The organism is Rhodococcus sp. W8901, from assembly GCF_013348805.1.
Taxonomy (GTDB): Bacteria; Actinomycetota; Actinomycetes; order Mycobacteriales; family Mycobacteriaceae; genus Prescottella.
Genome location: NZ_CP054690.1, coordinates 1,707,914 through 1,733,626 on the forward strand (window position 1 = coordinate 1,707,914; position 25,713 = coordinate 1,733,626).

Annotated in this window: 25 protein-coding genes; 11 read left to right on the top strand and 14 right to left on the bottom strand. The window is 67.9% G+C overall.

Translation table 11 applies throughout. From position 1 onward, the window contains the following. Positions 1 to 18: 18 nt before the first annotated feature. From HUN07_RS08200 to HUN07_RS08210, 3 genes are all read left to right on the top strand, one after another. Entirely contained in the window at positions 19 to 588 is a 570-nt protein-coding gene (locus HUN07_RS08200) for a mismatch-specific DNA-glycosylase (RefSeq protein WP_174909024.1), read from the top strand. A gap of 80 nt (positions 589 to 668) precedes the next feature. Then, a complete protein-coding gene (locus tag HUN07_RS08205; protein WP_174909026.1) occupies positions 669 to 1,367 on the top strand; it encodes a L,D-transpeptidase family protein in 699 nt (232 codons plus the stop codon). Continuing rightward, positions 1,364 to 1,966, top strand: coding sequence for a methyltransferase family protein (locus HUN07_RS08210; RefSeq protein WP_174909028.1), 603 nt, complete (start codon positions 1,364 to 1,366; stop codon positions 1,964 to 1,966). The genes HUN07_RS08205 and HUN07_RS08210 overlap by 4 nt, the downstream gene beginning before the upstream one ends. A gap of 66 nt (positions 1,967 to 2,032) precedes the next feature. On the opposite strand, the gene HUN07_RS08215 is transcribed toward HUN07_RS08210, so the two are convergent. Then, on the bottom strand, positions 2,033 to 3,730 hold the full coding sequence (locus HUN07_RS08215; protein WP_174914541.1) for a fumarate hydratase: 1,698 nt from the start codon (positions 3,728 to 3,730) through the stop codon (positions 2,033 to 2,035). 236 nt (positions 3,731 to 3,966) lie between these two features. On the opposite strand from HUN07_RS08215, the gene HUN07_RS08220 reads away from it, so the two are divergent. Then, positions 3,967 to 4,746 carry a CPBP family intramembrane glutamic endopeptidase gene (locus HUN07_RS08220; RefSeq protein ID WP_174909030.1) on the top strand — a complete coding sequence of 260 codons (780 nt, stop codon included), beginning with the start codon at positions 3,967 to 3,969 and terminating at the stop codon, positions 4,744 to 4,746. Here HUN07_RS08220 and HUN07_RS08225 read toward each other — a convergent pair. Further along, complete coding sequence (locus HUN07_RS08225) at positions 4,743 to 5,867, bottom strand: winged helix DNA-binding domain-containing protein (protein ID WP_174909031.1); 1,125 nt, start codon at positions 5,865 to 5,867, stop codon at positions 4,743 to 4,745. The genes HUN07_RS08220 and HUN07_RS08225 overlap by 4 nt on opposite strands. 55 nt (positions 5,868 to 5,922) lie before the next feature. Here HUN07_RS08225 and HUN07_RS08230 point away from each other — a divergent pair, with 55 nt between their 5' ends. After that, a complete protein-coding gene (locus tag HUN07_RS08230) occupies positions 5,923 to 6,519 on the top strand; it encodes a TetR/AcrR family transcriptional regulator (protein ID WP_174909033.1) in 597 nt (198 codons plus the stop codon). Here HUN07_RS08230 and HUN07_RS08235 read toward each other — a convergent pair. Together HUN07_RS08235 and HUN07_RS08240 are read right to left on the bottom strand one after the other, a co-directional pair. Continuing rightward, positions 6,506 to 7,435: an alpha/beta hydrolase gene (locus HUN07_RS08235; RefSeq protein ID WP_174909035.1), complete on the bottom strand. Its 930-nt coding sequence runs from the start codon at positions 7,433 to 7,435 to the stop codon at positions 6,506 to 6,508. The two genes, HUN07_RS08230 and HUN07_RS08235, sit on opposite strands and share 14 nt — an antisense overlap. A 26-nt stretch (positions 7,436 to 7,461) precedes the next feature. Then, the gene (locus tag HUN07_RS08240; protein WP_174909036.1) at positions 7,462 to 8,397 is read right to left on the bottom strand and encodes an SDR family oxidoreductase; all 936 of its coding nucleotides are present in this window, start codon (positions 8,395 to 8,397) and stop codon (positions 7,462 to 7,464) included. A gap of 275 nt (positions 8,398 to 8,672) precedes the next feature. Between HUN07_RS08240 and HUN07_RS08245 the strand changes: the two genes are divergently transcribed. The 3 genes from HUN07_RS08245 (at position 8,673) to HUN07_RS08255 (ending at position 12,485) form a co-directional block, all read left to right on the top strand. After that, on the top strand, positions 8,673 to 10,607 hold the full coding sequence (locus HUN07_RS08245; protein WP_174909038.1) for a flavin-containing monooxygenase: 1,935 nt from the start codon (positions 8,673 to 8,675) through the stop codon (positions 10,605 to 10,607). Between the two features lie 25 nt (positions 10,608 to 10,632). After that, positions 10,633 to 12,093, top strand: a complete 1,461-nt coding sequence (locus HUN07_RS08250; RefSeq protein WP_114718376.1) for an MFS transporter — start codon at positions 10,633 to 10,635, stop codon at positions 12,091 to 12,093. Positions 12,094 to 12,206: 113 nt separating this feature from the next. Further along, on the top strand, positions 12,207 to 12,485 hold the full coding sequence (locus tag HUN07_RS08255; RefSeq protein ID WP_174909040.1) for a hypothetical protein: 279 nt from the start codon (positions 12,207 to 12,209) through the stop codon (positions 12,483 to 12,485). A 159-nt stretch (positions 12,486 to 12,644) separates the two neighbouring features. Here the strand turns inward: HUN07_RS08255 and HUN07_RS08260 are convergent, their stop codons facing one another. After that, complete coding sequence (locus HUN07_RS08260) at positions 12,645 to 13,310, bottom strand: hypothetical protein (RefSeq protein ID WP_174909042.1); 666 nt, start codon at positions 13,308 to 13,310, stop codon at positions 12,645 to 12,647. Positions 13,311 to 13,323: 13 nt separating this feature from the next. After that, a complete protein-coding gene (locus HUN07_RS08265; RefSeq protein ID WP_174909044.1) occupies positions 13,324 to 14,103 on the bottom strand; it encodes an SDR family NAD(P)-dependent oxidoreductase in 780 nt (259 codons plus the stop codon). Between the two features lie 159 nt (positions 14,104 to 14,262). Here HUN07_RS08265 and HUN07_RS08270 point away from each other — a divergent pair, with 159 nt between their 5' ends. Further along, positions 14,263 to 15,156 carry a LysR family transcriptional regulator gene (locus HUN07_RS08270; protein WP_174909046.1) on the top strand — a complete coding sequence of 298 codons (894 nt, stop codon included), beginning with the start codon at positions 14,263 to 14,265 and terminating at the stop codon, positions 15,154 to 15,156. A gap of 237 nt (positions 15,157 to 15,393) precedes the next feature. On the opposite strand, the gene HUN07_RS08275 is transcribed toward HUN07_RS08270, so the two are convergent. The 3 genes from HUN07_RS08275 to oxc form a co-directional block, all read right to left on the bottom strand. Next, positions 15,394 to 15,639 (bottom strand): hypothetical protein, encoded by a 246-nt coding sequence (locus tag HUN07_RS08275; RefSeq protein ID WP_254622849.1) that lies wholly within the window; start codon positions 15,637 to 15,639, stop codon positions 15,394 to 15,396. Positions 15,640 to 15,743: 104 nt separating this feature from the next. Beyond that, positions 15,744 to 16,928 (bottom strand): CaiB/BaiF CoA transferase family protein, encoded by a 1,185-nt coding sequence (locus HUN07_RS08280; RefSeq protein ID WP_174909048.1) that lies wholly within the window; start codon positions 16,926 to 16,928, stop codon positions 15,744 to 15,746. After that, on the bottom strand, positions 16,925 to 18,607 hold the full coding sequence (oxc, locus tag HUN07_RS08285; protein WP_174909050.1) for an oxalyl-CoA decarboxylase: 1,683 nt from the start codon (positions 18,605 to 18,607) through the stop codon (positions 16,925 to 16,927). Before oxc ends, HUN07_RS08280 begins: the two co-directional genes overlap by 4 nt. 195 nt (positions 18,608 to 18,802) lie before the next feature. Here oxc and HUN07_RS08290 point away from each other — a divergent pair, with 195 nt between their 5' ends. Together HUN07_RS08290 and HUN07_RS08295 are read left to right on the top strand one after the other, a co-directional pair. Further along, the gene (locus HUN07_RS08290) at positions 18,803 to 19,855 is read left to right on the top strand and encodes a saccharopine dehydrogenase (protein WP_114718383.1); all 1,053 of its coding nucleotides are present in this window, start codon (positions 18,803 to 18,805) and stop codon (positions 19,853 to 19,855) included. Next, the gene (locus tag HUN07_RS08295; RefSeq protein ID WP_174909052.1) at positions 19,852 to 20,469 is read left to right on the top strand and encodes a TetR/AcrR family transcriptional regulator; all 618 of its coding nucleotides are present in this window, start codon (positions 19,852 to 19,854) and stop codon (positions 20,467 to 20,469) included. Before HUN07_RS08290 ends, HUN07_RS08295 begins: the two co-directional genes overlap by 4 nt. 30 nt (positions 20,470 to 20,499) lie before the next feature. Here the strand turns inward: HUN07_RS08295 and HUN07_RS08300 are convergent, their stop codons facing one another. The 5 genes from HUN07_RS08300 to HUN07_RS08320 form a co-directional block, all read right to left on the bottom strand. Continuing rightward, a complete protein-coding gene (locus tag HUN07_RS08300) occupies positions 20,500 to 21,969 on the bottom strand; it encodes an FAD-dependent oxidoreductase (protein ID WP_174909054.1) in 1,470 nt (489 codons plus the stop codon). Positions 21,970 to 22,060: 91 nt separating this feature from the next. Then, on the bottom strand, positions 22,061 to 22,477 hold the full coding sequence (locus HUN07_RS08305; protein WP_114718386.1) for a carboxymuconolactone decarboxylase family protein: 417 nt from the start codon (positions 22,475 to 22,477) through the stop codon (positions 22,061 to 22,063). After that, complete coding sequence (locus tag HUN07_RS08310; RefSeq protein ID WP_302675479.1) at positions 22,474 to 23,376, bottom strand: NAD(P)-dependent oxidoreductase; 903 nt, start codon at positions 23,374 to 23,376, stop codon at positions 22,474 to 22,476. The genes HUN07_RS08305 and HUN07_RS08310 overlap by 4 nt, the downstream gene beginning before the upstream one ends. Beyond that, positions 23,373 to 24,122 (bottom strand): SDR family oxidoreductase, encoded by a 750-nt coding sequence (locus HUN07_RS08315; RefSeq protein ID WP_174909056.1) that lies wholly within the window; start codon positions 24,120 to 24,122, stop codon positions 23,373 to 23,375. Before HUN07_RS08315 ends, HUN07_RS08310 begins: the two co-directional genes overlap by 4 nt. Positions 24,123 to 24,148: 26 nt before the next feature. Beyond that, positions 24,149 to 25,621 (bottom strand): aldehyde dehydrogenase, encoded by a 1,473-nt coding sequence (locus tag HUN07_RS08320; RefSeq protein WP_174909058.1) that lies wholly within the window; start codon positions 25,619 to 25,621, stop codon positions 24,149 to 24,151. Positions 25,622 to 25,713: the final 92 nt, after the last annotated feature.

Below are 25,713 nucleotides of genomic sequence, written 5' to 3' on the forward strand. Positions count from 1 at the left end.
GTGCGGTTCGCTGTCCCCATGGGATTCAGCCGCGCCGAACTCGAGTCGTTCCGGGACAAGGAGGTCCCGGACCTGATCGGTCCGGGGTGTCGCCTGCTGTTCGTGGGCATCAACCCGGGGCTGTGGACGGCCGCCACCGGGGCGCATTTCGCGCGCCCGGGCAACCGCTTCTATCCGGCGCTGCTGCGGGGCGGGCTCGTCGACCGGCCGATCGATCCCACCGCCGGCATGTCCGACGCCGACCGCGACCTGCTCGTCCGGCGCGGCGTCGGCATCACGAATCTTGTTGCGCGCGCGACGGCCCGGGCCGACGAGCTCACCGCGGCGGAGTTGCGGGCGGGCGGACAGCGGCTACGCGACGTGGTGGCGACGGTGCGCCCGCGGGTGGTCGCGGTCGCCGGGATCACCGCCTACCGAGCCGCGTTCGGCGCGCGGGCGGCGCAGAAGGGCCGGCAGCCCGACGGCTTCGAGGGTGCCGAGTTGTGGGTGGTGCCGAACCCGAGCGGGCTCAACGCGCACGACACCGTCGACTCCCTTGCACACGCGTATCGCGCCGCGGCCGTCGAGGCAGGGGTGATCGTGGACTGACGTTTTCCGGTGGAGACCGGTCTCGTGCCGTCCTCGCGAATCGGGACACAGTGGGGGCGCCGTCGAGGCACACTCGGAGGATGGCGGAGATCCGGCGCGGACGGTGGCATCGGCTGTGGACCAACGGTCTGATGGTGCTGATCGCGTTGGCGTTCGGGCTGGTGGGAGCCCCCCGCGCGGGCGCGGCGGTCGATTCGGTGATCTTCGCCGGCACCTCGAACCAGGTCATCACGGTCTTCGCCCCGACACCGGAGGCAACAGTCGCGGAACTCACGGCATGGGAGCGGGGCGCCGACGGCGTCTGGCACGCGGTTGCCGGGCCGGTGGTCGCGCAGGTCGGCGCGGAAGGGATCGGGGCGGCGAGCGAATTCTCGGTCCGCACCCCGGCCGGGGTGTTCCCGCTGACCGGGGCCTTCGGCCGGCTTCCCGATCCGGGCACCGCGATGCCGTACTTCCGCACCGATGTGCAGGACTGGTGGGATTCGAACCCCGCCTCACCCGGTTACAACACACACGTGCGGCAGTCGGTCAGCCCGGGCGCCGCCAGCGAGAACCTGTACGCCGCCGGTGCGGCGTACGACTACGCTGCGGTGATCGGATACAACTCCGCGCGCACGCCCGGCGCAGGATCGGCAATCTTCCTGCACGTCACCGACGGCGCTCCGACGGCTGGTTGCGTTGCGATCGACCGTGATTCGCTGGCGTCGATTCTCGGCCGACTCGACCCCGCACGGCACCCGTTGATCGCCATCGGCGTGGGGGAGGCGCCGCGGCCGTGACCGGCGAGGGTTCGGCCCTGCCACTGTTCGCCACCGAACCGACCGCGGCGGTGATCCTCGCATTCGCGTTCGTCGCGTTGCTGTACTCCGAGTACCGGATCGGGCGAACTCATGCCGGCGGTGGCTCACACCGTGACGGATGGACCGGTCCCGCTGTCGGGCTCGGCCTGATGGTCTCGTATGTCGGTGGGGCGGCGGTGAGCGTGCTGGTGTCGACGACGGTGATCACGACGGGCGCGTGGTGGTACTTCTGGATCGGCCTGCTGGTGGCCGCGGCCGGGCAGGGACTGCGGCTGCGGGCGGTCCACGAACTCGGGGCGTCGTTCACATTCCAGGTGCAGACCGCACCGGGGCAGTCGGTGATCGACACCGGTCTCTACCGGCGGATCCGGCATCCGTCGTACACCGGTGCACTGGTGTGCGCGTTGGGATTCACGGTCGCCTATACGAACTGGCTCGCACCGCTGACGGTGCTCGCCCTGGCCGCCGCGTACGTGGTCCGGATTCCACACGAGGAGCGGGTGCTCGTCGACGGGCTGGGGGAGCCGTACCGCCAGTACATGCGCCGGACCAAGCGGCTGGTTCCGTACGTGCTGTAGCCGCGGGACGCCGAAGGCCCGGCGGAGCGAATGCTCCACCGGGCCTTCGGTGTTCGACGCGCAGGCTCAGATGCCGGGGCGCTTGCCGATCGTGAGGGTGACCTCGCCGGTGTGGGCGAAGAAGTCGTTGCCCTTGTCGTCGACGACGATGAACGCCGGGAAGTCCTCGACATCGATCTTCCAGACCGCCTCCATGCCGAGCTCTTCGTACTCGACGATCTCGACGTTCTTGATGCAGTCCAGCGCCAGACGCGCCGCCGGGCCGCCGATGGAGCCGAGGTAGAAGCCGCCGTGCGTGTTGCACGCGTCGGTGACCTGCTTGGACCGATTTCCCTTGGCCAGCATGATCATCGATCCGCCCGCCGCCTGGAACTGCTCGACGTACGAGTCCATGCGGCCGGCCGTGGTGGGGCCGAAGGAACCCGATGCCATGCCCTCGGGGGTCTTGGCCGGACCGGCGTAGTACACCGGGTGGTCCTTGAGGTACTGCGGCATCTCCTCGCCGGCGTCCAGGCGCTCCTTGATCTTCGCGTGCGCGATGTCGCGCGCGACGACCAGCGGGCCGGTCAGTGACAGCCGGGTCTTGACCGGGTGCTTGGACAGCTCGGCCAGGATCTCCGGCATCGGGCGGGTGAGGTCGATCTTGACCGCGGCGCCCTTGCCGGTGCCCGAGATGCCGTCGGTCTCGGCGTCGAGCTGGGTGTCGGTGACCTCGGGCAGGAACTGGCCGGGGTTGAACTCGAGCTGCTCGAGGAAGACGCCCTCGGGGGTGATCTTCGCCTTGGCCTGGCGGTCGGCCGAGCACGAGACGGCGATCGCGACGGGCAGCGAGGCGCCGTGGCGGGGCAGGCGGATGACGCGGACGTCGTGGCAGAAGTACTTGCCACCGAACTGCGCGCCGATGCCGATCTTCTGGGTGAGCTCGAAGACCTGCTTCTCGAGCTCGTGGTCACGGAAGCCGCGGCCGGTGATCGCGCCCTCGGTCGGCAGCTCGTCGAGGTAGTGCGCCGACGCATACTTGGCCGTCTTGAGCGCGAACTCGGCGGACGTGCCGCCGACGACGATCGCGAGGTGGTACGGCGGGCAGGCCGCCGTGCCGAGCGAACGGATCTTGGCCTCGAGGAACTGCATCATCGAGTCCGGGTTCAGGATGGCCTTGGTCTCCTGGTACAGGTACGACTTGTTGGCCGATCCGCCGCCCTTGGCCATGAAGAGGAACTTGTAGGAGTTCTCGTGGCCCTTCGCGGTGTCCGCGTACAGCTCGATCTGCGCGGGCAGGTTGTTGCCCGTGTTCTTCTCGTCCCACATCGTGATGGGGGCGTTCTGCGAGTAGCGCAGGTTCAGCCGGGTGTACGCGTCGTACACGCCGCGCGCGATCGACTCCTCGTCGTCGCCCGGGGTGAGCACGTGCTGGCCGCGCTTGCCCATGACGATCGCGGTGCCGGTGTCCTGACACATCGGCAGCACGCCGGCCGCCGCGATGTTGGCGTTCTTCAGCAGATCTAGTGCCACGAACTTGTCGTTGTTCGACGCCTCGGGATCGTCGAGGATGCTCGCGACCTGCTTGAGGTGATCGGTGCGCAGGTAGTGCGAGATGTCGTGCAGAGCCGTCTCGGTGAGGAGCCGCATGGCCTCGGGCTCGACCTTCAGGAAGGTGCGGCCGTCCGGTCCTTCGACGGTGGACACCCCCTCGGTGGTGAGCAGCCGGTACTCGGTGGGGTCTTCACCGATCGGCAGCAGGTCCTCGTAGAGGAATTCGGCCATCATCTCTCCTGAACACGGGGGTGCGAAGTTCGACGTTCAGGCTAGCCGCGTGGCGCGAGCGGCCCGAATCGGGGCGTCCGGTGCGCGCATATCATCGAGGTGTGCCGAACATCGTGTGTTCGAGGTCACCGCAGTGGACCCGCAGATTTCCGTAGGCTTGTATAAATAACAACCGGATAACGATCTGCAGCGCGTCGTCTCGTGACGAGCCGCAGGGGTTGGGGGCAGCACCGCATATGACTGTCGAAACTGTGGGCGTGGGCCATTCCGTGAATTCCGGCCTCGGCCACACGTCGGGACTGCATCGGATCCGAGCAGCGCACGCCTGGCTCGACGTGGCCGTCGTCGTCGCGGTGCTCGTATCGACCAATCTCATCGCGCACTTCACCACGCCGTGGGCGAGTATCGCGACCGTGCCGATCTCCGCGGTGATCCTGGTTGCCCTCACTCGCCGCCGTGGCCTGGGCTGGGCCGAACTGGGGCTCTCGCCCCGGCACTGGCGCAAGGGTTCGCTGTACGCGCTCGCGTCCGTCGGGCTGGTGCTCGCGGTGGTCGGGATCGGGATCGCGCTGCCCCTCACCCGCCAGTTCTTCATGGCCGACCGCTACGCCACCATTTCCGGTGCCCTGATCGCGTCGATGATCGTGATCCCGCTGCAGACGGTCATCCCGGAGGAACTCGCGTTCCGCGGTGTGTTGCAGGGGACGCTGTCCCGGGTCTCCGGCGCCCGCGGCGTCTTCGCGGCCGGTTCGCTCATGTTCGGCCTGTGGCACATTGCGTCGTCGCTGGGGCTGACCACCAGCAATCGTGGTCTCACCGGGATCCTGGGTGGCGGGTTCGTCGGCCAGGTCCTCGGTATCGCGGGTGCGGTCGCCGTGACCGCCGCGGCCGGCTTCGTCTTCACGTGGTTGCGCCGCCGCAGCGGCAGCCTGCTGGCCCCGATCGCGCTGCACTGGTCGCTCAACGGCATCGGTGCCCTCGCCGCGGCCCTGGTCTGGCACGCCTCCCTGGGCTAGGCCTTCTCGGTGACGCCCGCGAGCGTGACGCCTCGGAACTCCGCGAGCGCCGCCGCCTGCTCGTCCAGCGAGCGGCGATCGGATTTCGACAGCTTCTCCCACGGCGTCACCTCGATCGAGAGCTTCTTGCCCGATGTCCGCGGCCGCCACAGTCCGACGATCTCGCCGCCGATCGCGATCGCGCCGGGACGCCCGAGCGTGGGCCACAGCGCCTTGCGGCGCGCCTCGTCGGAGACGAGGAGTTCGCGATCCTTCAGCTGCAGATAGGGGTCGAACGGGCCGAGCAGGCGCGCGGATCGATCCGGTGGCGCGGCACCCAGCCCGTCGCGGTCGGAGGCGAGCATCGAGCGCGGCGCGCCCCCGACGACCACGTTCACCGTGTCGTCGGGCCAGTGCGCCTTGACGTCCTTGACCGGGGCGTCGATGTAGGCGGCGACGGCCTTCGGGTCGGCGGGGCCGAAGAAACGCAGGTAGCCGCGGATCACGTCGAACCGCGGATCCGCGTCGGCACCGGTGCGGGTGTACGGCTTCGATCCCCATCCGGGGATGCGTTCGAGAACCGGCGGCGAGGTGTTCGGGCGTAACTCGAGCCCGGCCTGCAGGGCCGCGAGCCGGAACGGCATCTCGTACATGTGGGTGGCGTTGCACGGCCGGCAGAACCGCAGGTACGGCTCGCTCATCCGGGCGGTCAGTGCCGCCGACATCTCGCCCTTGACGGTGGGGGCGTCGACGATCTCCCGCATCGCACCCGCGACCTCCCGCAGCGCGTCGAGCGTCCCGATCCCGGCCGCCTTCAGCGGACGGTTGGCGTCGAAGATGCGTTTGGCGGCGTCGGCGTCCGACAGGGGCGCGGTGGCGACGGCGACCTGCGGCAGGTCCGCCCGCCGGTAGCTGTGCGGGGCGCCGCGCAGCGTCCAGGCGAGCGCCAGGTCGCCGGGGGAGGCCTGCGGTGTGCCGCGCACGAACAGGGCCCACGCGGCGCCGTCGGGTCCGGTGTTCTGGATCCCGAGATCGAGGATGTCGCAGTCGGTGGGTCCGGTGGCGATCCCGCTGCCACGATCGAGTTGCTGGACGTGCCAGCGATACGAGAGCACCTGAGCGCGTGTGACTTCGACAGTCATGGCGCGAGTGTAAGGCCGGTCACTGACAGCTATCGGCTGTCTTTAGACTCCCGGTATGGGAACTGAACCCGCCGAGCAGTTGTCGTTGCGTGAACTGCAGAAGCGTCAGAGTCGAGCGCATCTGCTGGAAGCGGCGGCACGGCTGATCGGTGAGCGTGGGTTCCGGGAAACCACGATCGACGACATCGCCAAGGCCGCCGGGGCGAGTCGGGCCACCCTCTACGCCTACTTCCCGAGCAAGGACGCGATCGTCCAGGCCGTCGTGGAGGAGATGTGGGATCGGGCCGAATCGCTGTACCGGGACTTCGGACGGCTGCCGGATTGGTCGCGGGCCACGATCCGTGCCTGGGTGCAGAGCGTGGTCGACGCGTGGGAAGTGAGCCGCGACAAGCTGCGGGTGCAGGCCGCCGGACTGGTGCGGTTCGACGAGTTCTATCTGGACTACCACCGCCGGTTCGTCGACGCCCTCACCGCGAACGCCGAGCTGTGGAGTCGATTCGATGCCGCCGACGCGGAGCGCCGGGCGCTGCTGCTGATCAGCGGACTGGAGCTGTTCCTCAACACGTGGCTCGTCCGCGGCTGGGACGCCGACCGTGACGGTGCCATCGACACCGTCACGGACGTGTGGTGCGCCGCCCTCACCCGAACATGAACTTGGCCCGCATCAGGCCGCCGATCTCGGCGAGCGCCAGACGGGCACGGACGTGACGGTCGGCGTGCATCAGGAATCCGTGTGCGACACCGGGATAACGTAGAACGGCAGTCTGCACACCGGCGTCGCGCAGCCGGTGTCCGTACTCCTCGGCGCCATCTCGGCTGGGGTCGTGCGACGCGGTGACGATGATGGCCGCGGGCAATCCGGACAGGTCCTCGGCGAGACTGGGCACACCGTACGGATGGTCCGCGCCCGGATCGTCGCCGAGATACAGGTTCTTGGTCCACGCGAAGTCGCCCGCGGTGATGATCGGGCCGTCCGCGAACTCCAGAACCGACGGCCGGGTGTCGTCCCGGTCGATGCCGGCGTAGATGTGCAGCTGGAACACCAGTGGCACCCCGCCCTCCTCGCGGATCTGCAGCGCGGCGCCGGCCGCGAGCGTCGCGCCCGCGCTGTCCCCGGCCACGGCGATCCGCGCCGGATCGGCCCCGAGGTCGGCGGCGTTCGCGCCGAGCCACTGCACCGAGAAGTAGGCCTCGTCGGTGGCGACCGGATACCGGTGCTCGGGGGCGAGCCGGTAGTCCACGCTGACTACGACCGCCTCGGCGGCCTGCGCGAGCATCCGGGCGAGGATGTCGAACGTGTCGACGCTCCCGATGACCAGTCCGCCGCCGTGGAAGTACACGATCGCCGGGAGATCCGGCGCGTCCACCGGACGGTAGATCCGGAGCGGCAGGGGCCCGTGCGGTCCGTCGAGGACGCGGTCCTCGACGCTGTGCATGTCGGGTCCGGGGCGTCGAGGTAGGGCGTCCAGTGCCGCGCGTGCGGCCTCGACGCCGGCCTCGTGCATGGGTACCCAGTTGTCCTGGCGGGTGCCCAGATAGGAAGCCACATCGGGATCGAGCTCGAGCATGATGGGATTCTCCTGGTGATCGGGGGTCAGGCCTGGACCTTGCCGGTGACGTCGGGCGCGATCTTCACCGCGGCCCAGTCCGCGCGCGCCTGGGGGCTCATGCGGCCGACGAACGCGTCGAGGTGCGACCACATGGACGGCGGGATGATCATGTCGTCGGGTTGCATCACCTGATCGATCAGCGCGGGCCAGCTCTCGGGGGAGTGGTCGGAGGCCAGTGCACCGGCCGTCTCGGCCTGAACGACGCGGGCGACGAGACCGCCGCCCACGGCGAACGCCTCGCCGGTGATCGCCGTGTCGGCGTGGAGCAGGTAGGTCGCGAATGCAGCAACGGCTTCGGGCGGGAAGTGCGACTGCAGGAACTCGCCGAATCCGGGCTGCTCGATCCCGGCGGTGGAGCGCGTCCACGCCGACGGGAGGATCGCGTTGGACCGGACACCGTCCCGCGTCCCGAGGATCGCCTGGGTGCGGGTGAGCGAGAGGATTCCGCCCTTCGCGGCGGCGTAGCCCGGCATGGCCGGAGCGCCGAAGCTGCCGCTCGACGAGATGTTGAGGATGCGTCCGTTTCCGTTGGCGGACAGGTGCGTCCAGGCCGACTCGCTGATCCGGTTGGCGCCACGGAGGTGCACGTCGATCAACGTATCGAAGTTGCCACCGGCTCCCGCGTTGTTGATGACGATGTCCAGGCGCCCGAACGCGTCGACGGCGGCCTGGACGATCGCGTCCGCCTCGGTCACGACGTCGCCGGTGACCCCGATCGCGGAACCGCCGTCCTCGGTGATCAGCCGCACGGCCTCCTCGGTGCCGGGGGTGCTGGCCGACCCGCTCCAGTCCCGGCCGAGGTCGTTGACGACCACCGCACAACCCCGGGCGGCGAGGAGGCGGGCGTATGCGAGCCCGAGTCCGAACGTGGACACGCCGGTGATGAGGGCGACTTGTCCGTCGAATCGCAGAGGGTCCATGACAGGCAACACCTTTCGTGTGGTGAATCCGCGGATGCGGGCTCCGCGCGGGTGGCGATGGTGGGACGGTAGCCCACCCGGGACGTCTTCGGTAGACCTTTGGGCAAAAAGTCAGACTGACAGTCTGCTAAACGGGATATTGGTATGGACACGGGCTGTCGGGTGGCCTAATGTCCCGATTCACGCCGCCGCCGGTCCCGGTCATGCGGTAGGTACTCCTGCTCCACGACGAACGCCACCAGGCCTCGGACATTCAGGCCTGCAAGGAGATTCCCATGACATCAAGTACCACTGCACCACGGTTCGCGGCAGACGACTCGGTCGATCCCGGGCTGCTGCGGGCCCACCTTCGCCTCGCTGACCCGGCCGTCCTGTTGGCGGTGCTCGCGCAGCTCACGGGTGATCATGCGGTGCTCGATCACCACGTCGACGCCATCTCGCACATCTCGGACCCGCCCGAGATGGCGGCCGTGGCGGACAGCGACACGGTCGCCGAGATCATCGAACGTTTGGTGGACGTGCTCGGGTCGGAGGAGCGGCCCGCGCCGGACCTCGCGCCCGACGACCCGGCCTTCTTCGCCCGGCTCGCCCCGCTCGCACTTGGGGTGGCGATGGGCGAGGAGTTCTTGCCGATGCTGCTCGAGCAGGGCGGATTCCACTCCGCCCGACCTGTGCTCCCGCGCACGACGCCGCTGCCCGCCGACCTGGACGTGGCGATCATCGGTGGCGGCCTGGCGGGGATCGCGGCGGCCGTCGCCGCGACAAAGGAGGGCATCGCGTACCGGATCTACGAGCGCAACGAGGACGTCGGCGGAACCTGGCTGATCCAGAACTATCCCGGCGTCGGGGTCGACACGCCGTCGTCGTACTACTCGCTGTCGACCGAGCTGAACCCCGACTGGACCAGCTACTACCCGAAGGGCGGCGAGTACCAGGACTACCTGCGCGGCGTCGCGGACCGGCACGGGATCCGCCGCCACACCCGCTTCGGCACCGAGGTGGAATCGCTGGTCTGGGACGACGCGTCCTACCGGTGGAACATCCACGTGCGCAGCGCGGACGGCACTCGATCGACCGAGCACGCCGCGGCGGTGATCACCGCCGCGGGCTACCTCAACCGCCCGCAGTTCCCTCCGGTGGAGGGTCGGAAGACGTTCGCGGGCATCAGCATCCACTCGGGGGAGTGGGATCCGGCCCTGGACCTGACCGGCAAGAGGGTCGCGGTGATCGGAGCCGGCTGCACGTCGGCCCAGATCGTCGATTCGATCGTCGACGACGTGCGACACCTGACGCTCTTCCAGCGGCAGCCGCACTGGGTCGCGCCCCGCAAGCGGGACAGCGACGACGTACCCGAGCATCATCGATGGCTCTCTCGGCACGTGCCGTACTACGCGAACTGGCTGCGACTCAAGGCGTTCTGGGGATCGGCGGACAGCGCCTACCCGGTGGTGATCGTCGACCCCGAATGGGCCGCGTCGCACCTGTCGATCTCCCGCGCCAACGACATGCTGCTGCAGGACTGCCTCGCTTACATCGACCGGACCTTCGGGGCCGGGTCGGAGCTGGCGACCAAGGTGACGCCCGACTTCGCGCCGTTCGGCAAGCGCATCATCCGGGATCCGGGCGGCTACTACCCGGCGCTCACCCGCGAGCACGTCGAGGTGGTCGCGGCCGAGCCGGCCCGCGTCACACCGGAGGGGATCGTGACCCCCGACGGGGATCTGATCGAACTCGACGCCATCGTCTATGCCACCGGCTTCCACCTGGACTTCCTGTCCACCATGGAGATCCGGGGACGGGACGGCAAGTTGCTCACCGAGGAATGGGCCGGTAACGATCCGCGCGCCTACCGCGGTGGGACCGTGCCCGGGTTCCCGAATCTGTTCATCACCTCGGCGCCCAATGCCAACCCGAGCCATGGCGCCGGCAACAACTTCGGTATCGAGGTGGCGGTCCACTACATCGTCGAGTGCCTGCACCTGCTGGCCGAGCGCGGGGCACGATCCCTCGAGCCGACCTGCGCGGCGTACGACGCGTACGTCGAGGAGATCGATCGCGCCATGGAGAAGACGGTCTGGACGCACACCCCCGGCGCCCACACCTACTACCGCAACGACAGCGGCCGCGTGATCGTGGCCAGCCCGTGGCGCCTGGTCGACGTCTGGCAGCAGCACCGGACTCCGATCGAGGAGCACTTCGTCATTCGCTAGCCCACGAGTGAAAGGGAGTCATGTCATGTCTGTTTCGACCTCTGCCGGCGGATCCGACGAACCGCAGGTGTCCACGCGCACTGCCGCGACCGAACGGCCGACCCGATACTGGGTTCGCACGCTTCTGATCCTGCTCCTGCTCACGGAGCAGTCGGCGCTGGGCTTCTCGCTCTTCGCGCCGACCCTGCCGAAGGTTGCCGCCGAGTTCCAGACCACCCAGGTGGTGTGGGTGATGACGGCCTTCACGCTCTCGGGCGCGGTGGCCTCACCCATCATCGGCAAACTCGCCGACCTGTACGGCAAGAAGAGGATGCTCGTCGTCACCGCCGCGATCGGTGCGCTGGGCGCGTTGATCTCGGCGATCGCGCCGACATTCCCGATCCTGGTTGCCGGACGCTTCCTCTCCGGTGCCGGCTTTGCTTGTCTCGCGCTGGGGTACACCCTCATTCGGGACACGTTCCCGACCCGGTTGCAGCCCATCTCGATCAGTATCGCCAATACGGGTGTCGGTGCCGTCGGTGTCGGTGCGCTGCTGCTCAGCGGTGTGCTCATCGACCACCTGGGTATGCGGTCTGTGTTCTGGTTCGCGTTCGGATTCTGCGCGGTCGGCGCCCTGCTGACGTTCTTCTTCGTGCCCGAGACCCCGATTCGTGCACACGCACGCATCGACTGGTTCGGCGCGGTTCTGCTCGCGGCGAGCATGTTCGTCGTCCTGGTCGGACTGTCCCGCGGCAAGGAGTGGGGCCTCACCGACGGTCGCACACTCACGTGCGTCGGTATCGCCCTCGTCGGATTCGCGGTGTGGGTGTGGTGGGAGCGACGCACCGAGGAACCACTGATCCGTCTCGACCTGATCACGAAGCCCGCCCTGCGGTACACCCTCATCGGCGGTGGCATCGCGTACGGTGCCACGACCCTGCTGGCCAGCCTCACCCCGATGCTGCTGCAGGCCCCGGAGAGCACCCCGTACGGCTTCGGGCTGTCCGCCACCGAGATGGCGGGGTGGTTGCTGCCCGGCCAATTGATGATCGTGGCAAGTGGATTCATCGTCGGGGCCACCGCGCGCTCGATCGGCTTCCGCAACCACCTCATCTTCGGCGCGGTGTTCATCGCGATCGCGGCCGCCGTCCTGTCCGCCGTTCCGACGGTTCCTGCGGTCATCGTCGTCGCGTGGATGCTGTTCGGCCTCGGCTGCATGATCTACGCCGCCGTCCCCAATCTCGCTCTGCTGGCGCTCCCGGAGACCGAGCGCGCCGTCGGATCGAACTTCGTCGGTGTCGCGCAGACCCTGGCCGGCACGCTGATCTCCACGATCGGCTTCACCGTCCTCGCCCACTACGTGCTCGCGACCGACGGACAGGGTGTTGCCTACGAATCCGCCGGATTCCGAGGTGCGTTCCTCGTCGCGGCGGGCGCTGCGGCACTCGGCGCGCTGGTGTCCATCGCCGTGCCGAAGATCAAGCAGTCCGTCTCGTCCCTCAATTAGTCTCCCGGAGACATCGAATGCTTCCCGAACCGAGATTCGTCGACACCAACGGCGTCCGCCTCGCCGTCTTCGAGGTGGTGCCCGAACAGGTCACCCGCGACCTGTGAGCACTGGTGGACCAGGATGCCGAGCGCTTCTTCCGGCTCTTCATGCGCCGCGACACCGGTGCGGGTACGAACCTGTCCCGCACTGGCCGGCACGATCCGGAGTCGACGAGCTACATCCACTGGCTCGCCGACGACGAATCCACCTGGCCCGGTGAGGTGGTGCTCGACGCCGAGGAACTGCGGTACTACGAGGACACATACTCGTGGACTCGCTCATCCGGTACTTCTGATGGGGACTGGCGCCCAGGTTTCGGTGCGCCACATTACGCTCAGAGATTGACCTGACATCCGATGGCAGTTCGAGTGTGGACGAAACAAGGAGCCAGCCTTCACTCGATACTCTCGCCCGAAGGCTGCCTCACACCCGTTCGGTGTGGTCGGACCCGATCGTGATGGTGAAACCTGACGTCAGGATCCACCATCACGACGGGCTTCTTGCGTTCGCTACTCCGGGAGTTCGTACTTGTCGATCACGGACTCGAGCAACTCTGTGGCTCGGGAACCGCTGATGACGTCCTCAGGCGCAACCTTGTTGACAGTCTTGGAACTTGCATCCTCGTAAACGTGCTCTCCGATCAATCGGACGTCGTTGTCGTAGTGCCAGACGAATGCGAGCGTGCGACGGACCAGGTAGTACGCGTCAGCGTCGTACTCCGAAGCACTGCTGGACGTGCTCTCATCGAGACTGCCGAAGACGTTGTCACCAAGCATCTTTCCCGGAACAAACTGACTGAATTCCGCCTCGCCGGCGAATCCCCAGTCCGCGACCGCCATCTTCTGCTTGCCCGTCCACATCACCAGCATGTCCATGCCGGCCAGTGTCTGGTAGAAGCCGCGAACCTCGGTCATTCCGTCGAGGATCACACCTTGGCCGCCTTCGAAGACCCGGTAGTGAGGCGAGTCGACGGTCATATTGGGAGCGAGCAGTTCGTCGTAGCGTCCCGACACCTCCAACAGGCCGTGGCGGCGGTAGTTGACAAGAATCTTGCGGTGGATGGGATTGGTGGTGCTGTCGATGAGGGTGTCGATGTCGTCCATCATGTGGACGAACTCCTCCTCGTACGAGGTTCGGGGGGCTGCTGCCGGCAGGTCGGAAAATGCTGTGCTCATTGTTGTTCTCTCCCTAAAGGTACTTGCTGAGGTCGGGGTAGCTGCCGACTTCGTAGCCGCCGTCGACAACAAGGCTGGTGCCGGTGATGTAACTGGCGCCCGCTCCCGCCAGGAAGATTGCGGGAGCGGCGAGCTCTGCGGGCTGTGCAGGACGCTTGAGAACGGCATTCGCATAGAACTCGTCCATGATGCCTTCGTTCTCGAGGATGAAACCCGCCATCGGAGTCTCGACGAGTCCGGGAAGCACAGTGTTGACGCGGATTCCGTGCCGGGCCAGCTCCAGTGCGGCGTTCTTGCCGAACATCTCCGCGCCGGCTTTGCCCGCGGCGTAAGCGCTTCCGCCGTACAGGGGTAGGTGTGCGTTGACCGAGGAGATGTTGACGATCGCGCCACCGACTCCCGTCCGGATCATGGACTGCGCGACGTATTTGGTACAGAGGTAGACGCCAGTGAGCACCACGTCCATGGTGAAGTGCCAGTCGGCTTCGGCGAGATCAGTGATGGGGGCGGGGCGCAGTCCGCCCGCGACGTTGAACAGGCTGTCGATTCCCCCGAGGGAAAGTTCGGCCTTCTCCACCGCGGCTTTGACGTCGTCTGGTTCAGCGACGCTGCCGGAAAACGTTGTGTAGGAACTTCCGAGCTTCTCGGCCGCCGCGGCCAGACCGTCCTTGTCCAGATCGAAGGCAAGGACGGAGGCTCCGGAGGCGATGAGTTGCTCGGCAATCGCATAGCCGATTCCGGATGCGGCGCCGGTGATGAGTGCTCGTTGAGGAGACTTCGCAGTTGCTGACATGGGTTCCCGTCTTGGATGGCTTTCGGGTGGTTGAAGGCCCGATCATGTTCCGGCTCTTGGATTTCTTCCGGTCTCAAACACCTTGACACCGTGCGGCTGACCAGTAAATTGAGATCCACGACACAGGGTTAAGTAGTTGCTTCATCGGAGGAGTCGGTTGTGTCCTCGTTCTTGAATCTGGCTTTGGTCAATTCGTTGGAGGTGCTGATCGAAGAGGGAAGCTTCGCGCGTGCGGCGGCGCGATTGTTCGTCACACCGCCGGCGATGACCCAGCAGATCCAACGCCTGGAGGGCGCCGTGGGTTACAAGTTGGTCGAGCGTGGCACCACCCCGATCCGGCTCACCGACCGTGGCAGGAAGTTCATGGTGCATGCGGGCGCCGCGCTGGCGTCTTCGCGCATCGCGCTGGGAGAAAGGACCGACCAGGAGGTCCTGCGAATCGGGTTCATCAATGGCTTTCCCGGCCGGAGAGACGAGGGTTTTCTGGCGGACTTCGCGGCGAAGAACCCCGGTGCTCGGCTGCAGTTCATCCAACTCGAGTGGGGTGATCAGCTTTCGCGACTGGCTCGTGGTGACGTCGATGCGTCTCTCGCCCGTCCACCCTATCGAGAGATGGCGGACAAGTTGGACCGCATTGTTGTGCATCGAGAGAAGCGGGTGGCGGCGGTGCCAGTCGACTCGCCACTCGCGACGTATGGGGTATTGACCCTCGGGGACCTCGACGGCTACGCGGTCGTCGGCGCAAAAGGCATCGCCCGTGAGTGGACGAAGGAGTGGGTGGTAGACCCTCGTCCCAGCGGGCGGATCGTTCAGTATGGTTGCTGGGCAGCAACAATGGAGGAGGCGATCAACGGCGTTGCGCTCGGCGGCAATGTCATGATCACCGCGCAATCGGTGGCCAATCGCTATCAACACGACGGCGTCACCTACCGAGACATTGCTGACGTGGACCTTTGCCAGGTTGATCTGATTACTCGATCCGCAGACCGTAGACCACTCACCAAAGAGTTGCGCCGCGCAGCTCTTGCTCGACTTGACGACTTGACGACTTGACGCCCATCCCCGCCCAGTGTGCGTTACTCGAGCCCCTCTGGGGTGTCGATTAGGATGCCAGCCCCAGTCGGTCGGAGTGCTGAGTGTCAGAGCGATGAGTATTGATTGGTTACAACCACTTTGGCGGCCTTTCCATACCCGATATCGAGTGGTTGTCGGATGGAATCGAAGGGCGCTGCGCTTGTCGCATCGGCGCAGCTCGTCCGTGTCACCGCGCCCGAGGTGTGACGCTACGGATCAGCGTGCCGCGGCCTTCGCGGGTCGGCGCGTCCGCGTCCGCCGGGCGACGGTCGGTTCGGCCGTTTGGCGGATTCGTGCATCGAGGGCTTGAACTCCGCCGACGATCAGACCGACGACGGCGCCCCAGATCGCCGACACGACGAGACCGAGCAGTAGCGCGAGCGCGTAGGTGCCGATCCCCTGATGGGTTTCGAAGCTGAGGAACACGATCCGCACCAGATTCCCGACGGCGACGCCGACCACGGTGGCGAGAAGGCCGGCGAGAAACGGGCGGCGGACCTCGCACTGCAGTCGCGCCCAGACCGCGGCAGGAGGCCACGGTCACGCTCACGCCCCGCGGCTGATCCTCACGCCCCGGGACGCGGCGCGAACTCCCGGCGCAGGGCGTCGCCGCAGTCGTCGAGCGTCGGCGACGGAATGGTCGATCCCAGCGAGTCCCAGGTCCCGAACTTGAGCGGCGTGCCGGGGACGTCGAAGCCGCCGACGTTCTTGATCATCCCGCGTACCGCGATCTGGTCCAGCTTGCGGGTGTCGTCGACGTTGAGCACGATCCCCACCGGCACGCCCGCCTCGATCAGCCGTCCTCGCCATGCCTCGCCGGTGTCGGACTTGAGCACGTCCTCCATCGCGGTCTTGAGTTCCGCGTGATTGGTGCAGCGGTCGACATTGGTGGCGAACCGGTGGTCCGACGGAAGATCGGTCAGTCCCATTGCCTCACACATGAGTTCGAAGAGGTGGTCGTTGCCGACGGCGATCGCGATGGGGCGGTCGCGGCACTCGAACGTGTCGAACGGGTACATGAAGGGGTGCCGGTTGCCGAGCCGTGTCGGCCGCACGCGTGGGCCGAGGGCGTCCATCAGTCCGTGCTCCATAATCGCGAACGTGCTGTCGAGTATCGCGACGTCGATGGTGGTGCCGCGGCCGGTGCGTTCGCGGGCGACGAGGGCGGTGACGATGCCGCAGTAGCCCATGACCCCCGCGATGATGTCCGAGATCGACGTGCCGACCCGGGTCGCCGGACCGTCCGGCCAACCCGTGGCGTCCATGATTCCCGACAACGCCTGGATCACGGTGTCGTAGGCCGACTCCTGGTGCATCGGGCCGTACTGGCCGAACCCCGACACCGAACACACGATCAGCCGCGGATGCTCGGCGACGAGATCGTCGGGAGCCAGGCCGAGGCCCGCCATCACCCCGGGCCGGAAGTTCTCGACCACCACGTCGGCGTGCGCGATCATCGTCCGGACCACCGCTATGTCGTCGGGATCCTTGAGATTCAGTGCGATGCTCTCCTTTCCGACGTTCGCGAGGCGGTAGTACTCGGAACTGCCGTCGTCGGCGAACGGGCCCATCTGCCTGGTGTCGTCACCGATGCCGGGCCGCTCGATCTTGATCACTCGTGCGCCGGCGTCGGCGAGCATGCGCGTGCAGGTCGGTCCCGACAGCACGTGCGTGAAGTCGACGACGGTGATGCCCTCGAGGGCTTGTGGTTTGGTGGGATCGAGATGGCCGCCGGGATCGTGTTCGGTCATGTTTCCTCCTCGTGCACCGGACGATTGAGCTTCTGTAGATGCCCGCTCTCGGTGCCGGCCGCGGGATCGATGACACAGTGGATGAGGGCCGGATCGGTCGTGGTGAGGGCGGAACGGAGCGCGGACGCCACCTCGTCGGGGGTCTCGGCGTGGTAGCCGACGCCGCCGAAGGCCTCGATCAGCGTGTCGTAGCGGCTCGAGTGCAGCAGCACCGTCGGGGCCGGATCCGCTGAGCGCGTATTGATCTCGTCACCGCGGTAGACGCCGCCGTTGTCGAACACGATGACGATCACGCGAAGTCGGTAACGGCAGATCGTCTCGATCTCCATGCCGCTGAAGCCGAAGGCGCTGTCGCCCTCGATCGCGACCACCGCCGCGCCGGTCTCCACGGCCGCGGCGATCGCATAGCCGAGGCCGACGCCCATCACGCCCCACGTTCCGGTGTCGAGTCGATACCGGGGACGGTGGATCGGAATGATGTTGCGCGCGTTGTCGAGAGTGTTGGCGCCCTCGCTGACGACGATCACGTCGCGGTGTGTGTCCAGCACGTCCCGGATCGCGCGGAGCGCTACCGCGAAGTTCATCGGATGCGCGTCGGCGTACAGTCGGGCCTCCATCTTCTCGGTGTTGACGCGCTTGCGTTCGTCGATCTCGCGCAGCCAGTCCGGTGCCGGGGTGATCCGTCCCGGGCGCAACGCCGCCAGCAGCGACGCCGTCGACGACGCGATGTCGCCGAGGACCGGGGCCGCGATCGGACGGTTGCTGTCGAACTCGGTGGCGCTGATGTCGAGTTGTACGAACCGGGCGTCGGGCGACCATTGCGGTGGCTCGCCGTGCTCGAGCAGCCAGTTGAGGCGCGCGCCGACGAGCACCACGACGTCGGCGCTGCGCAGGACCAGGGAGCGGGCCGCGGCCGCGGACTGCGGGTGATCGTCGGGCAGCAGACCCTTCGCCATCGACATCGGCAGGAACGGTGCGCCCGTGGCCTCCACGAACGCGCGGATGTCGGCGTCGGCGCGGGCATATGCCGCACCCTTGCCGAGGACGATCAGCGGGCGCTGCGCCTGCTCGAGCAGGTCGATCGCGCGCGTGACCGCGTCGGGTGCCGGTATCTGACGCGGCGCCGGATCGACGATGGGGGGTCGGGGCGTGCGCGGTGCCGACGCCGTCAGGACCCGCGCCGGCAGATCCAGGTACACCCCGCCGGGGCGGCCCGAGACCGCCGCGCGGATCGCACGTCCGACGCCGACGCCGATCATGGCGGGGGAGTCGACCCGGTAGGCGGCTTTGGCGAACGGTCGCGCCGCCGCCAGCTGGTCGAGTTCCTCGTAGTCGCCCTGCTGCAGGTCGACGATCGAACGGTCACTGGACCCGCTGATCTGGATCATCGGGAAGCAGTCGGTGGTGGCGTTCGCGAGCGCGACGAGGCCGTTGAGGAAGCCGGGCGCGGACACGGTGAGGCAGATGCCGGGACGCGCCGTGAGGTAGCCGGCGGCCGCCGCGGCGTGCCCGGCGGCCTGCTCGTTGCGGAACCCGAGATACCGGATGCCGCGGGCCTGCGCCGTGCGGGCGAGGTCGGTGATCGGGATGCCGACGACGCCGTAGATCGTAGTGACGCCGGCGGCTTCGAGCGCGTCGACGACGAGGTCGTTCCCGTCGGCAGTCTGGGAGTCGGCCATGTGAACATCCCCGAACGGTCGGACTCCGCCTCGATGGGCGGCGGTCTTCTCCGAGTATCCCCCCGCGGGGTCCGCAGGTCAGCCCGCGCCGACATGCCGGACCGAAACGTCCGTCATGTCCACCACGCGAGCACCCCGACCGGACGAAGTCTGCGCACCTCGACAGAATTGGTCATATGACCTATTTTTGATCTCATGAACGACGAACTCGCGCACGACCCCGCCGGACCGGTCCTGATCGTCGGCGGATACGGCACCGTGGGAGCGGCCCTGGCCGACCTCGCCGGACCCGAGTGGCCGTTGCTCCTCACCGGTCGCAACCCGGACAGGGGTGCCCTCCTGGCCGAGCGGCACGGGGCGTCCGTGCGGCGCTGGGACCTGTCCGACCCGGAACCCTTCGCAGCGGGTGTCCGCGCCGTGGTCGGTGCGGTCAACGACCCGGGCGATCGGGTGCTCCGGGCTGCGGTGAGGGGCGGCGTGCCCTACGTCGACATCACGCGGTGGACCTCTCGCCTCACGCGCGCGGTCACGGTCGCAGCCCTCGCCGAACCGACTGCACCGGTGTTGCTTTCGTCGTCCTGGATGGGCGGCGTCACGAGTATCGTGGCGGCCGCCCTCGTCGCCGAACGAGGCGGTGACGCGACGTCGGTCGACATCGCGATCCGATATGACGTGAAGGATTCTGCCGGGATCGACTCTGTGGACTTCATCGATCGGCTCGGCTACGACTACGAGGTGCGGCGCTCCGGCGTTCCGGTGACCGTGGCGCCGCTCTCCGACACCCGATGGGTGGACATCGGCGGTTCGCGGACCAAGGTCGCGCGCCTCGACACCCCCGAGCAGTTCACACTGCCGTTGACGCTGGGGGTGGACACCGCGACGACGCGGATCGGTTTCAGCTCGAACTCGGCCACGACCGCCCTCCTTGCGGCGAAGAAGGTCGGGTTGTTTCGGTGGGGCCGCGGCGAACGATGGACCTCGGTGCGCCGATCCCTGCTGTACTCACCGGGCGACGGGGGTAGCGCACAGATCCGCATCGACGTGGCCGGTGATGCCACCGCCACGTCCGCGACCATCGTCGATCCCCGCGGACAGGCGCATCTCACCGCGGTCGGTGGATTTCTGGGGCTCCGCCGGGTGCTCGCTGCCGACGCGGTCGCCGGAGTCACCTTCCCAGAACTGCATCCGCGTCTCGACTCCGCGCTGCGGGAGCTCGAGGAGCAGGGGGTGGAAGTATTGACGTCATGACCATGTCCAAGGGCGCGCAGCGGCAGGCCGAGCTGCTCGACGCCGCCGAACGTGTGCTCACCACGCGGGGCAATGCGAACGCCGCGCTGCGGGACTTCGCCGCGGAGGCCGGGGTGCGGATCGGCCACCTGCAGCACTACTTTCCCACCCGCGCCGACCTGATCAGGGCGGTGCTCGACCGTGCACTCGATCGTTCGCTGGCGCGCCTGTCCGCCGCCACGGGGCAGCCGGTCGGCGGCGGTGACGCGAGAACCGTGACACGCGAGGACACCACGCGGATGCTCCGGGTGCTCCTGTCCGAGCAGGACGACCCGGCCTGTCTACGGCTGTTTCGGGAAATCTGGGCGATCGCCGGGGGGGACGAGCAGACCGCGGCGGTGGTGCGCGCCTTCTATCGCACGTACGTCGGACACGTCGCCGACCTGATTGCATGTGCCCGGCCGGCGTTGCCCGCGAATCGGCGAACAGCGTTGGCGGAGAACGTTGTCAGCCTCCTCGAAGGATCCGCCGTCGTGCGTTCGGAGATCGGGGTGCGGCGGACGAAAGCGGGAGACGTCGAGATGGTTCGAGCCGCGGTGATGCTGATCCACGGCGACGGAGGCCGCCCGGCGTGACCGCCGGGCGGCCTCCCCGTCGTCCGACTGTCAGCCCTTGGCCGCGCTGATCCCGGCCCGACGGCCGAAGAAGCTGCCGTCGCCCAGAGACGTGCCGCTCGCGTAGCCCCACGCACAGACACCGGCGGTGCAGCGTCCGGCCGCGAAGAGCCCCGGGATGGGATCGCCCGACACGTGCAGCACCTCCGAGTTGGTGTTCGTGCGCAGGCCGCCGAGCGTGAAACCCGCGGTGAAGTTGCGCAGGTCCAGTGCAGCGATCGGCGAACCGATGGGCTTGACCCACTCGGGCTTCTTACCGAGGACCGGGTCCTGACCGTTCTCGGCGTGCTTGTTGTAGACCTCGACCGTCGACTGCAGGGTGCCCTCCGGCAAGCCCATCTCGGACTCGAGTTCCTCCACCGTCTCGGCCACCCACTTGGGCTGGAAGCGGAAGAACGGTGTGGACGACGGCGTCGTCTTCGCCTCCTCGTACGCGTCCTCGTCGATGATCAGGTACGCCTGATTGTCGTTCTGCAGCAACGTGAGCTGACCGATGCGGCCCGGGTAGGTGTCCTCGTTGACGTAACGCTGGCCGCGGCCGTTGACGAGGATGCCCCGCACCATCATCTGCGGGTCGCCGAAGAACGCGACCTCCGTGGCGTCCATGTGCGCCAGGTCGGCGCCGAGGGCCTGCGCCATGCGGATCGAGCGGCCGTCGTGCTCCTCGATCGCGGCGCCGGGACGCCCGATCAGCCGCGGTGCGAACGCCTCGACCATGTCCTTGTTGTACGCGAAGCTGCCGGTCGCGAGGACGACACCCTTGCGCGCGCGGACCACGACATCCTTGCCGTACTGCTTGGCCTGCACACCCACGACGCGGCCGGAGGCGTCGGTGATCAGCGTCTGTACCCGCATGTCGTACTGGGCGCGGACGCCGAGCTTCTCCGCGGTCTCCACGAGCGGCTTCATCAGCATGTAGCCGCCGCCCTTCTCGCCCACCTTCTTGTCGGCCATCTGCGGGACGTGCCCGCGCGGGGCCGGGGTGGCGATCGCGTTGAACGGCGCCGCGTTCTCGCCGCCGGAGTACATGAGTCCGTCGTCGAACGGCGTCTCCCAACCCGGCTGGCCGTAGAAGCTCTCCTTGAACGGGACGCCGCACTCGACCAGCCAGTTGTAGTGGTCGACGCTGCCCTCGCAGTAGTCGGTGATCTTGGCTTCGTCGGCGCCGGGCCCGAGGGCCGCCATCATGAACGTCTTCATGTTCTCGGGGGTGTCGTCGAACCCGAGTGCCTTCTGCAGCGGGGTGCCGCCGCCCATGTAGATGAACCCGCCGGCCAGCGACGCCGCGCCGCCCCAGCCGCCGGCCCGCTCCAGGACCAGGACTTCCGCACCGGCGCGGGCGGCCTCGACGGCGGCGCTGACGCCGGCGATGCCGTAGCCGGCGATCACGACGTCGGCCTCGTAGTCCCAGGTCTCGATGCTTTCGGCGGACAAGGGACGAACGGGGGTTGCCTCGGACATTGGGGTAGATCCTTTCGACGCGCAACGGGTAGAACGTGTTCTATAAATTAGTATCCGCGCCGAGGACGGTCGCCGTGCCCGAATCGCCGGACTATCCGTCTCGCTGCTTCTCCGCCGCGCGTGCCGCCTTCCTCCGGTCGGCCTTGACCGAGATCAACGCGTTGTTCAGCCCGGTGCCGAGGGGCCAGCCCACGTAGTGACAGAGGAAGATCGCGGCCTCCTCCACCTGCTGCTCGGTCAGCTCCTCGTTGTGGAGGGCGGCGTTGATCTGGATCTTCGCGACGTCGCTCTGGCCCTGCGCCGCGATCGCGCCGAGGAGGAGCAGGCGCCGGTCGCGGATGCTCAGCCCGGGCCGGGTCCAGATGTCGGCGAACAGGTGGTCCGCGGTGACGGCGAAGAAGTCGCCGGGCACGTCCGACGGCATCTCCCAGCCGTACACCTGGTTCATCATCGCGACTCCCCGCGCGCGAGTCTCCGCCGCGGCCGCGTCGCCGTTCGGGTGGGTCATGCGTGCTCCTTCTGATCGGGGGTGGAATGGTCCGCGGCGGCCCCGGTGCCGACGCCCAGTCCCGGGCCGAGTCCGGTCAGGGCGCGCCGGGCGAGGGGCAGGTCCACGTCGAAGCGGTCGCCGAGGCCGAGCGCGAGCGCCAGGTCCTTCTCGCCGAGGTTGCGGACGTGGGAGAGGATCGAGAACCACGGGTCGTCGTCGGAGACGGGGGCCGTGGTGTCGCGCAGCATGATCGCGCCGGCGCCGCCGGTGATGGCGTCGGTGTGGCGCACCACCTTGCCCAGTGCCCGGATGTCCAGCCCGGCGGCCTCGGCCAGACGCTGGGCCTCGGATGCGGCGGTGAACGAGACGAAGTGCAACAGGTTGCGTGCCAGCTTCATCCGGGTGCCGGCACCCACCGGTCCCGCATGGATCACCAGTTCGGCGAAGTGGCCGAACGGCTCCCGCACCGACTCGAACGCGTCGTCGCTGCCGCCGACCATGACCGCCAGTCGTCCCTGCCGGGCCCCGGGAGCGCCCCCGCTGACGGGAGCGTCGACGAGGTCGACGCCACGTGCCCGGCAGGCGTCGGCGAGTTCGACAGCGGTCACGTCGCTGATGGTCGAGTGCACGGCGATCACCGTGCCTGGGCGGGCGGTGGCCAGGATGCCGTCCGGCCCAGTGACGACGTCGCGGACCTGGGTGTCGTCGAGGACGGTCACCGAGATGACCGTCGTCCGGTCGGCGACCTCGGCCGGCGTGGCCGCGGCGATCGCGCCGGCCGTGGTGAACGGTTCGAGTGCCTCGGCACGGGCATCGCACACGACGAGTGTGCCCGGCCGTTCGAGCAGGCGGGTCGCCATCGGCGCGCCCATATTGCCCAGGCCGATGTAACCGACGGTGGGAAGTGCGGTGCTCACGACCGGATCACCTGCCCGCCGTCGACGTTGAAGATCTGGCCGGTGATCCAGCTCGCCTCGTCGGAGAGCAGGAACAGGCACATGCCCACCAGGTCGTCGGGGGTGCCCATGCGCTGCAAAGGAATCCGCTTGACCATGTCCGCGACGATGTTGCCGGGCGTGACGGTGCGGGTGGCCTCGGTATCGATCGGACCGGGTGCGATGGCGTTGATCCGGATGTTGGACCAGCCCAGCTCGAACGCGAGCTGCTGCGTGAGACCGTTGATGCCGACCTTCGCCAGCCCGTAGAAGTTGGAGTACACCCAGGCGGCGGAGGACGACTGGTTGACGATGGAGCCGCCGCTCGCCCGCATGTGTGGCACGACGGCCCGGCACACGTTCAGTGCGCCGTCCATGTTCACGCTCATGAACTTCTTGTAGTAGTCCCACGGCACCGTCAGCAGCGAATCGAGCTTCATGCCGCCGTAGATCGCGGCGTTGTTGACGAGATGGTCGATGCGGCCGAACTTCTCGATCGTGAACGAGGCCAGCTCGAGCGCCGAATCCGGCTCGGCCACATCCACTTCCTTGAACACCGCCGATCCGCCGTCCGAGGAAATCTGTTTGGCGACGGTCTCGCCGAGCTCGCGGTTGAGGTCGGCGACGACCACGTCGGCACCCTCGGAGGCCAGTGCGCGGGCGTAGCTTTCGCCGATGCCCTGCGCGGCGCCGGTGACGATGGCGGTGCGTCCGTCGAAACGTCCCATGTCCGTTCTCCTTACGTCGACTCGCTCTATGCCGTTGCGGGTTCCGCGACGAGCTTGGTCTCCAGGTACTCCTCGAATCCGGCCACACCCATCTCGCGGCCGATACCGGACTGCTTGTACCCGCCGAACGGTGCGTCGGCGGCGTACCAGACGCCGCCGTTGACAGCGAGGGTGCCGGTGCGCACGCCCGCAACAACTCGGTCGACACGTCCTCTGTCGGTGCCCCACACCGAGCCGGACAGCCCGTAGGGGGAGTCGTTCGCGATGCGCACGGCGTCGTCGTCGCCGTCGTGGGGGAGGATCACCAGGACCGGCCCGAAGATCTCCTCCTGAGCCACCCGCGAGGAGTTGTCCAGCCCGGAGATCAGGGTGGGTTCGACGAAGAATCCGCGCTCGTGCTCGGCGGGCCGGCCGCCACCGACGACGATCGTCCCGCCCTCCTCGACGGCCAGCTCGAGGTAGCTCTCCACACGGGCGCGCTGGCGCGCGGAGATCAGTGGTCCGCAGACGGTTCCCTGCGCGGCCGGGTTGCCGGGACGGATCCTCGACATCGTCTTGGCGGTGGCGGCGACGGCCTCGTCGTAGCGTTCGCGCGGCACCAGCAGCCGGGTGGTGATCGCACAGCCCTGGCCGGCATGGGTACAGACGGTGAACGCGGCGACCGCGCACGCCGCGGCCAGGTCGGCGTCGTCGAGGACGACGAACGCGGACTTGCCGCCGAGCTCGAGGAAGACCTTCTTGAGGGTCTCCGCCGCCGCGGCCATGACCGCCTTGCCCGTCGCCGTGGAGCCGGTGAACGAGATCAGGTCCACCCGCGGGTCCCGAGAGAGCTGGGCGCCGAGCCGGTGGTCGGTGGAGGTGACGATGTTGACCACGCCGGCCGGGATGTCGGTCTCCTCGGCGATCACCGTGCCGACCAGCGCCGCACACCACGGGGTGTCGGGCGCGGGCTTGAGCACCAAGGTGTTGCCCGCGGCCAGGGCGGGGCCGATCTTCGCGAAGTTGATCTGGTGCGGGAAGTTCCACGGGGTGATCGCGCCGACGACGCCGATCGCCTCCTTGAGGAGCCGACGATGGGTCCGGATGCCCATCGGCGACGCCACCCCGAGATCGGTTTCCCAGCAATAGGACTCGGCCAGGTCCGCGAAGTACCCCAGGTCGGCGATCGGACCTTCCAACTGGGGGCCCGCGGTGAGCATCGTGGGTGCACCGACCTCGGCGACGGTGATCTCGCGGAGTTCCTCGACGTGCGACTGCAGGGCGTCGCGCAGTTGCCGCAGACACCGCGCGCGAAAGGCGTGATCGCGGGACCACGTGGTGTCGTCGAACGCGTGTCGCGCCGCCGCGATGGCCGCGTCCATATCGGATTCGGTGCCCTCGGCCGCGTGTCCCAGGACCTCTTCGGTCGCGGGATCGATCACGTCGAACACGCCGCCCGCGCCGGGGACGAGCTTGCCGTCGGTAAGAAGCGCGGAACTGTCGGTAGGTCGAAGTGTCATGAGGGTGCCACTCCTGCTGTCGTCGCGAGCTGTCTGGACATGTGTCTGGACGCTAGTACGGGAAGGTAGTAATGTCCAGACATGTGTCCAGT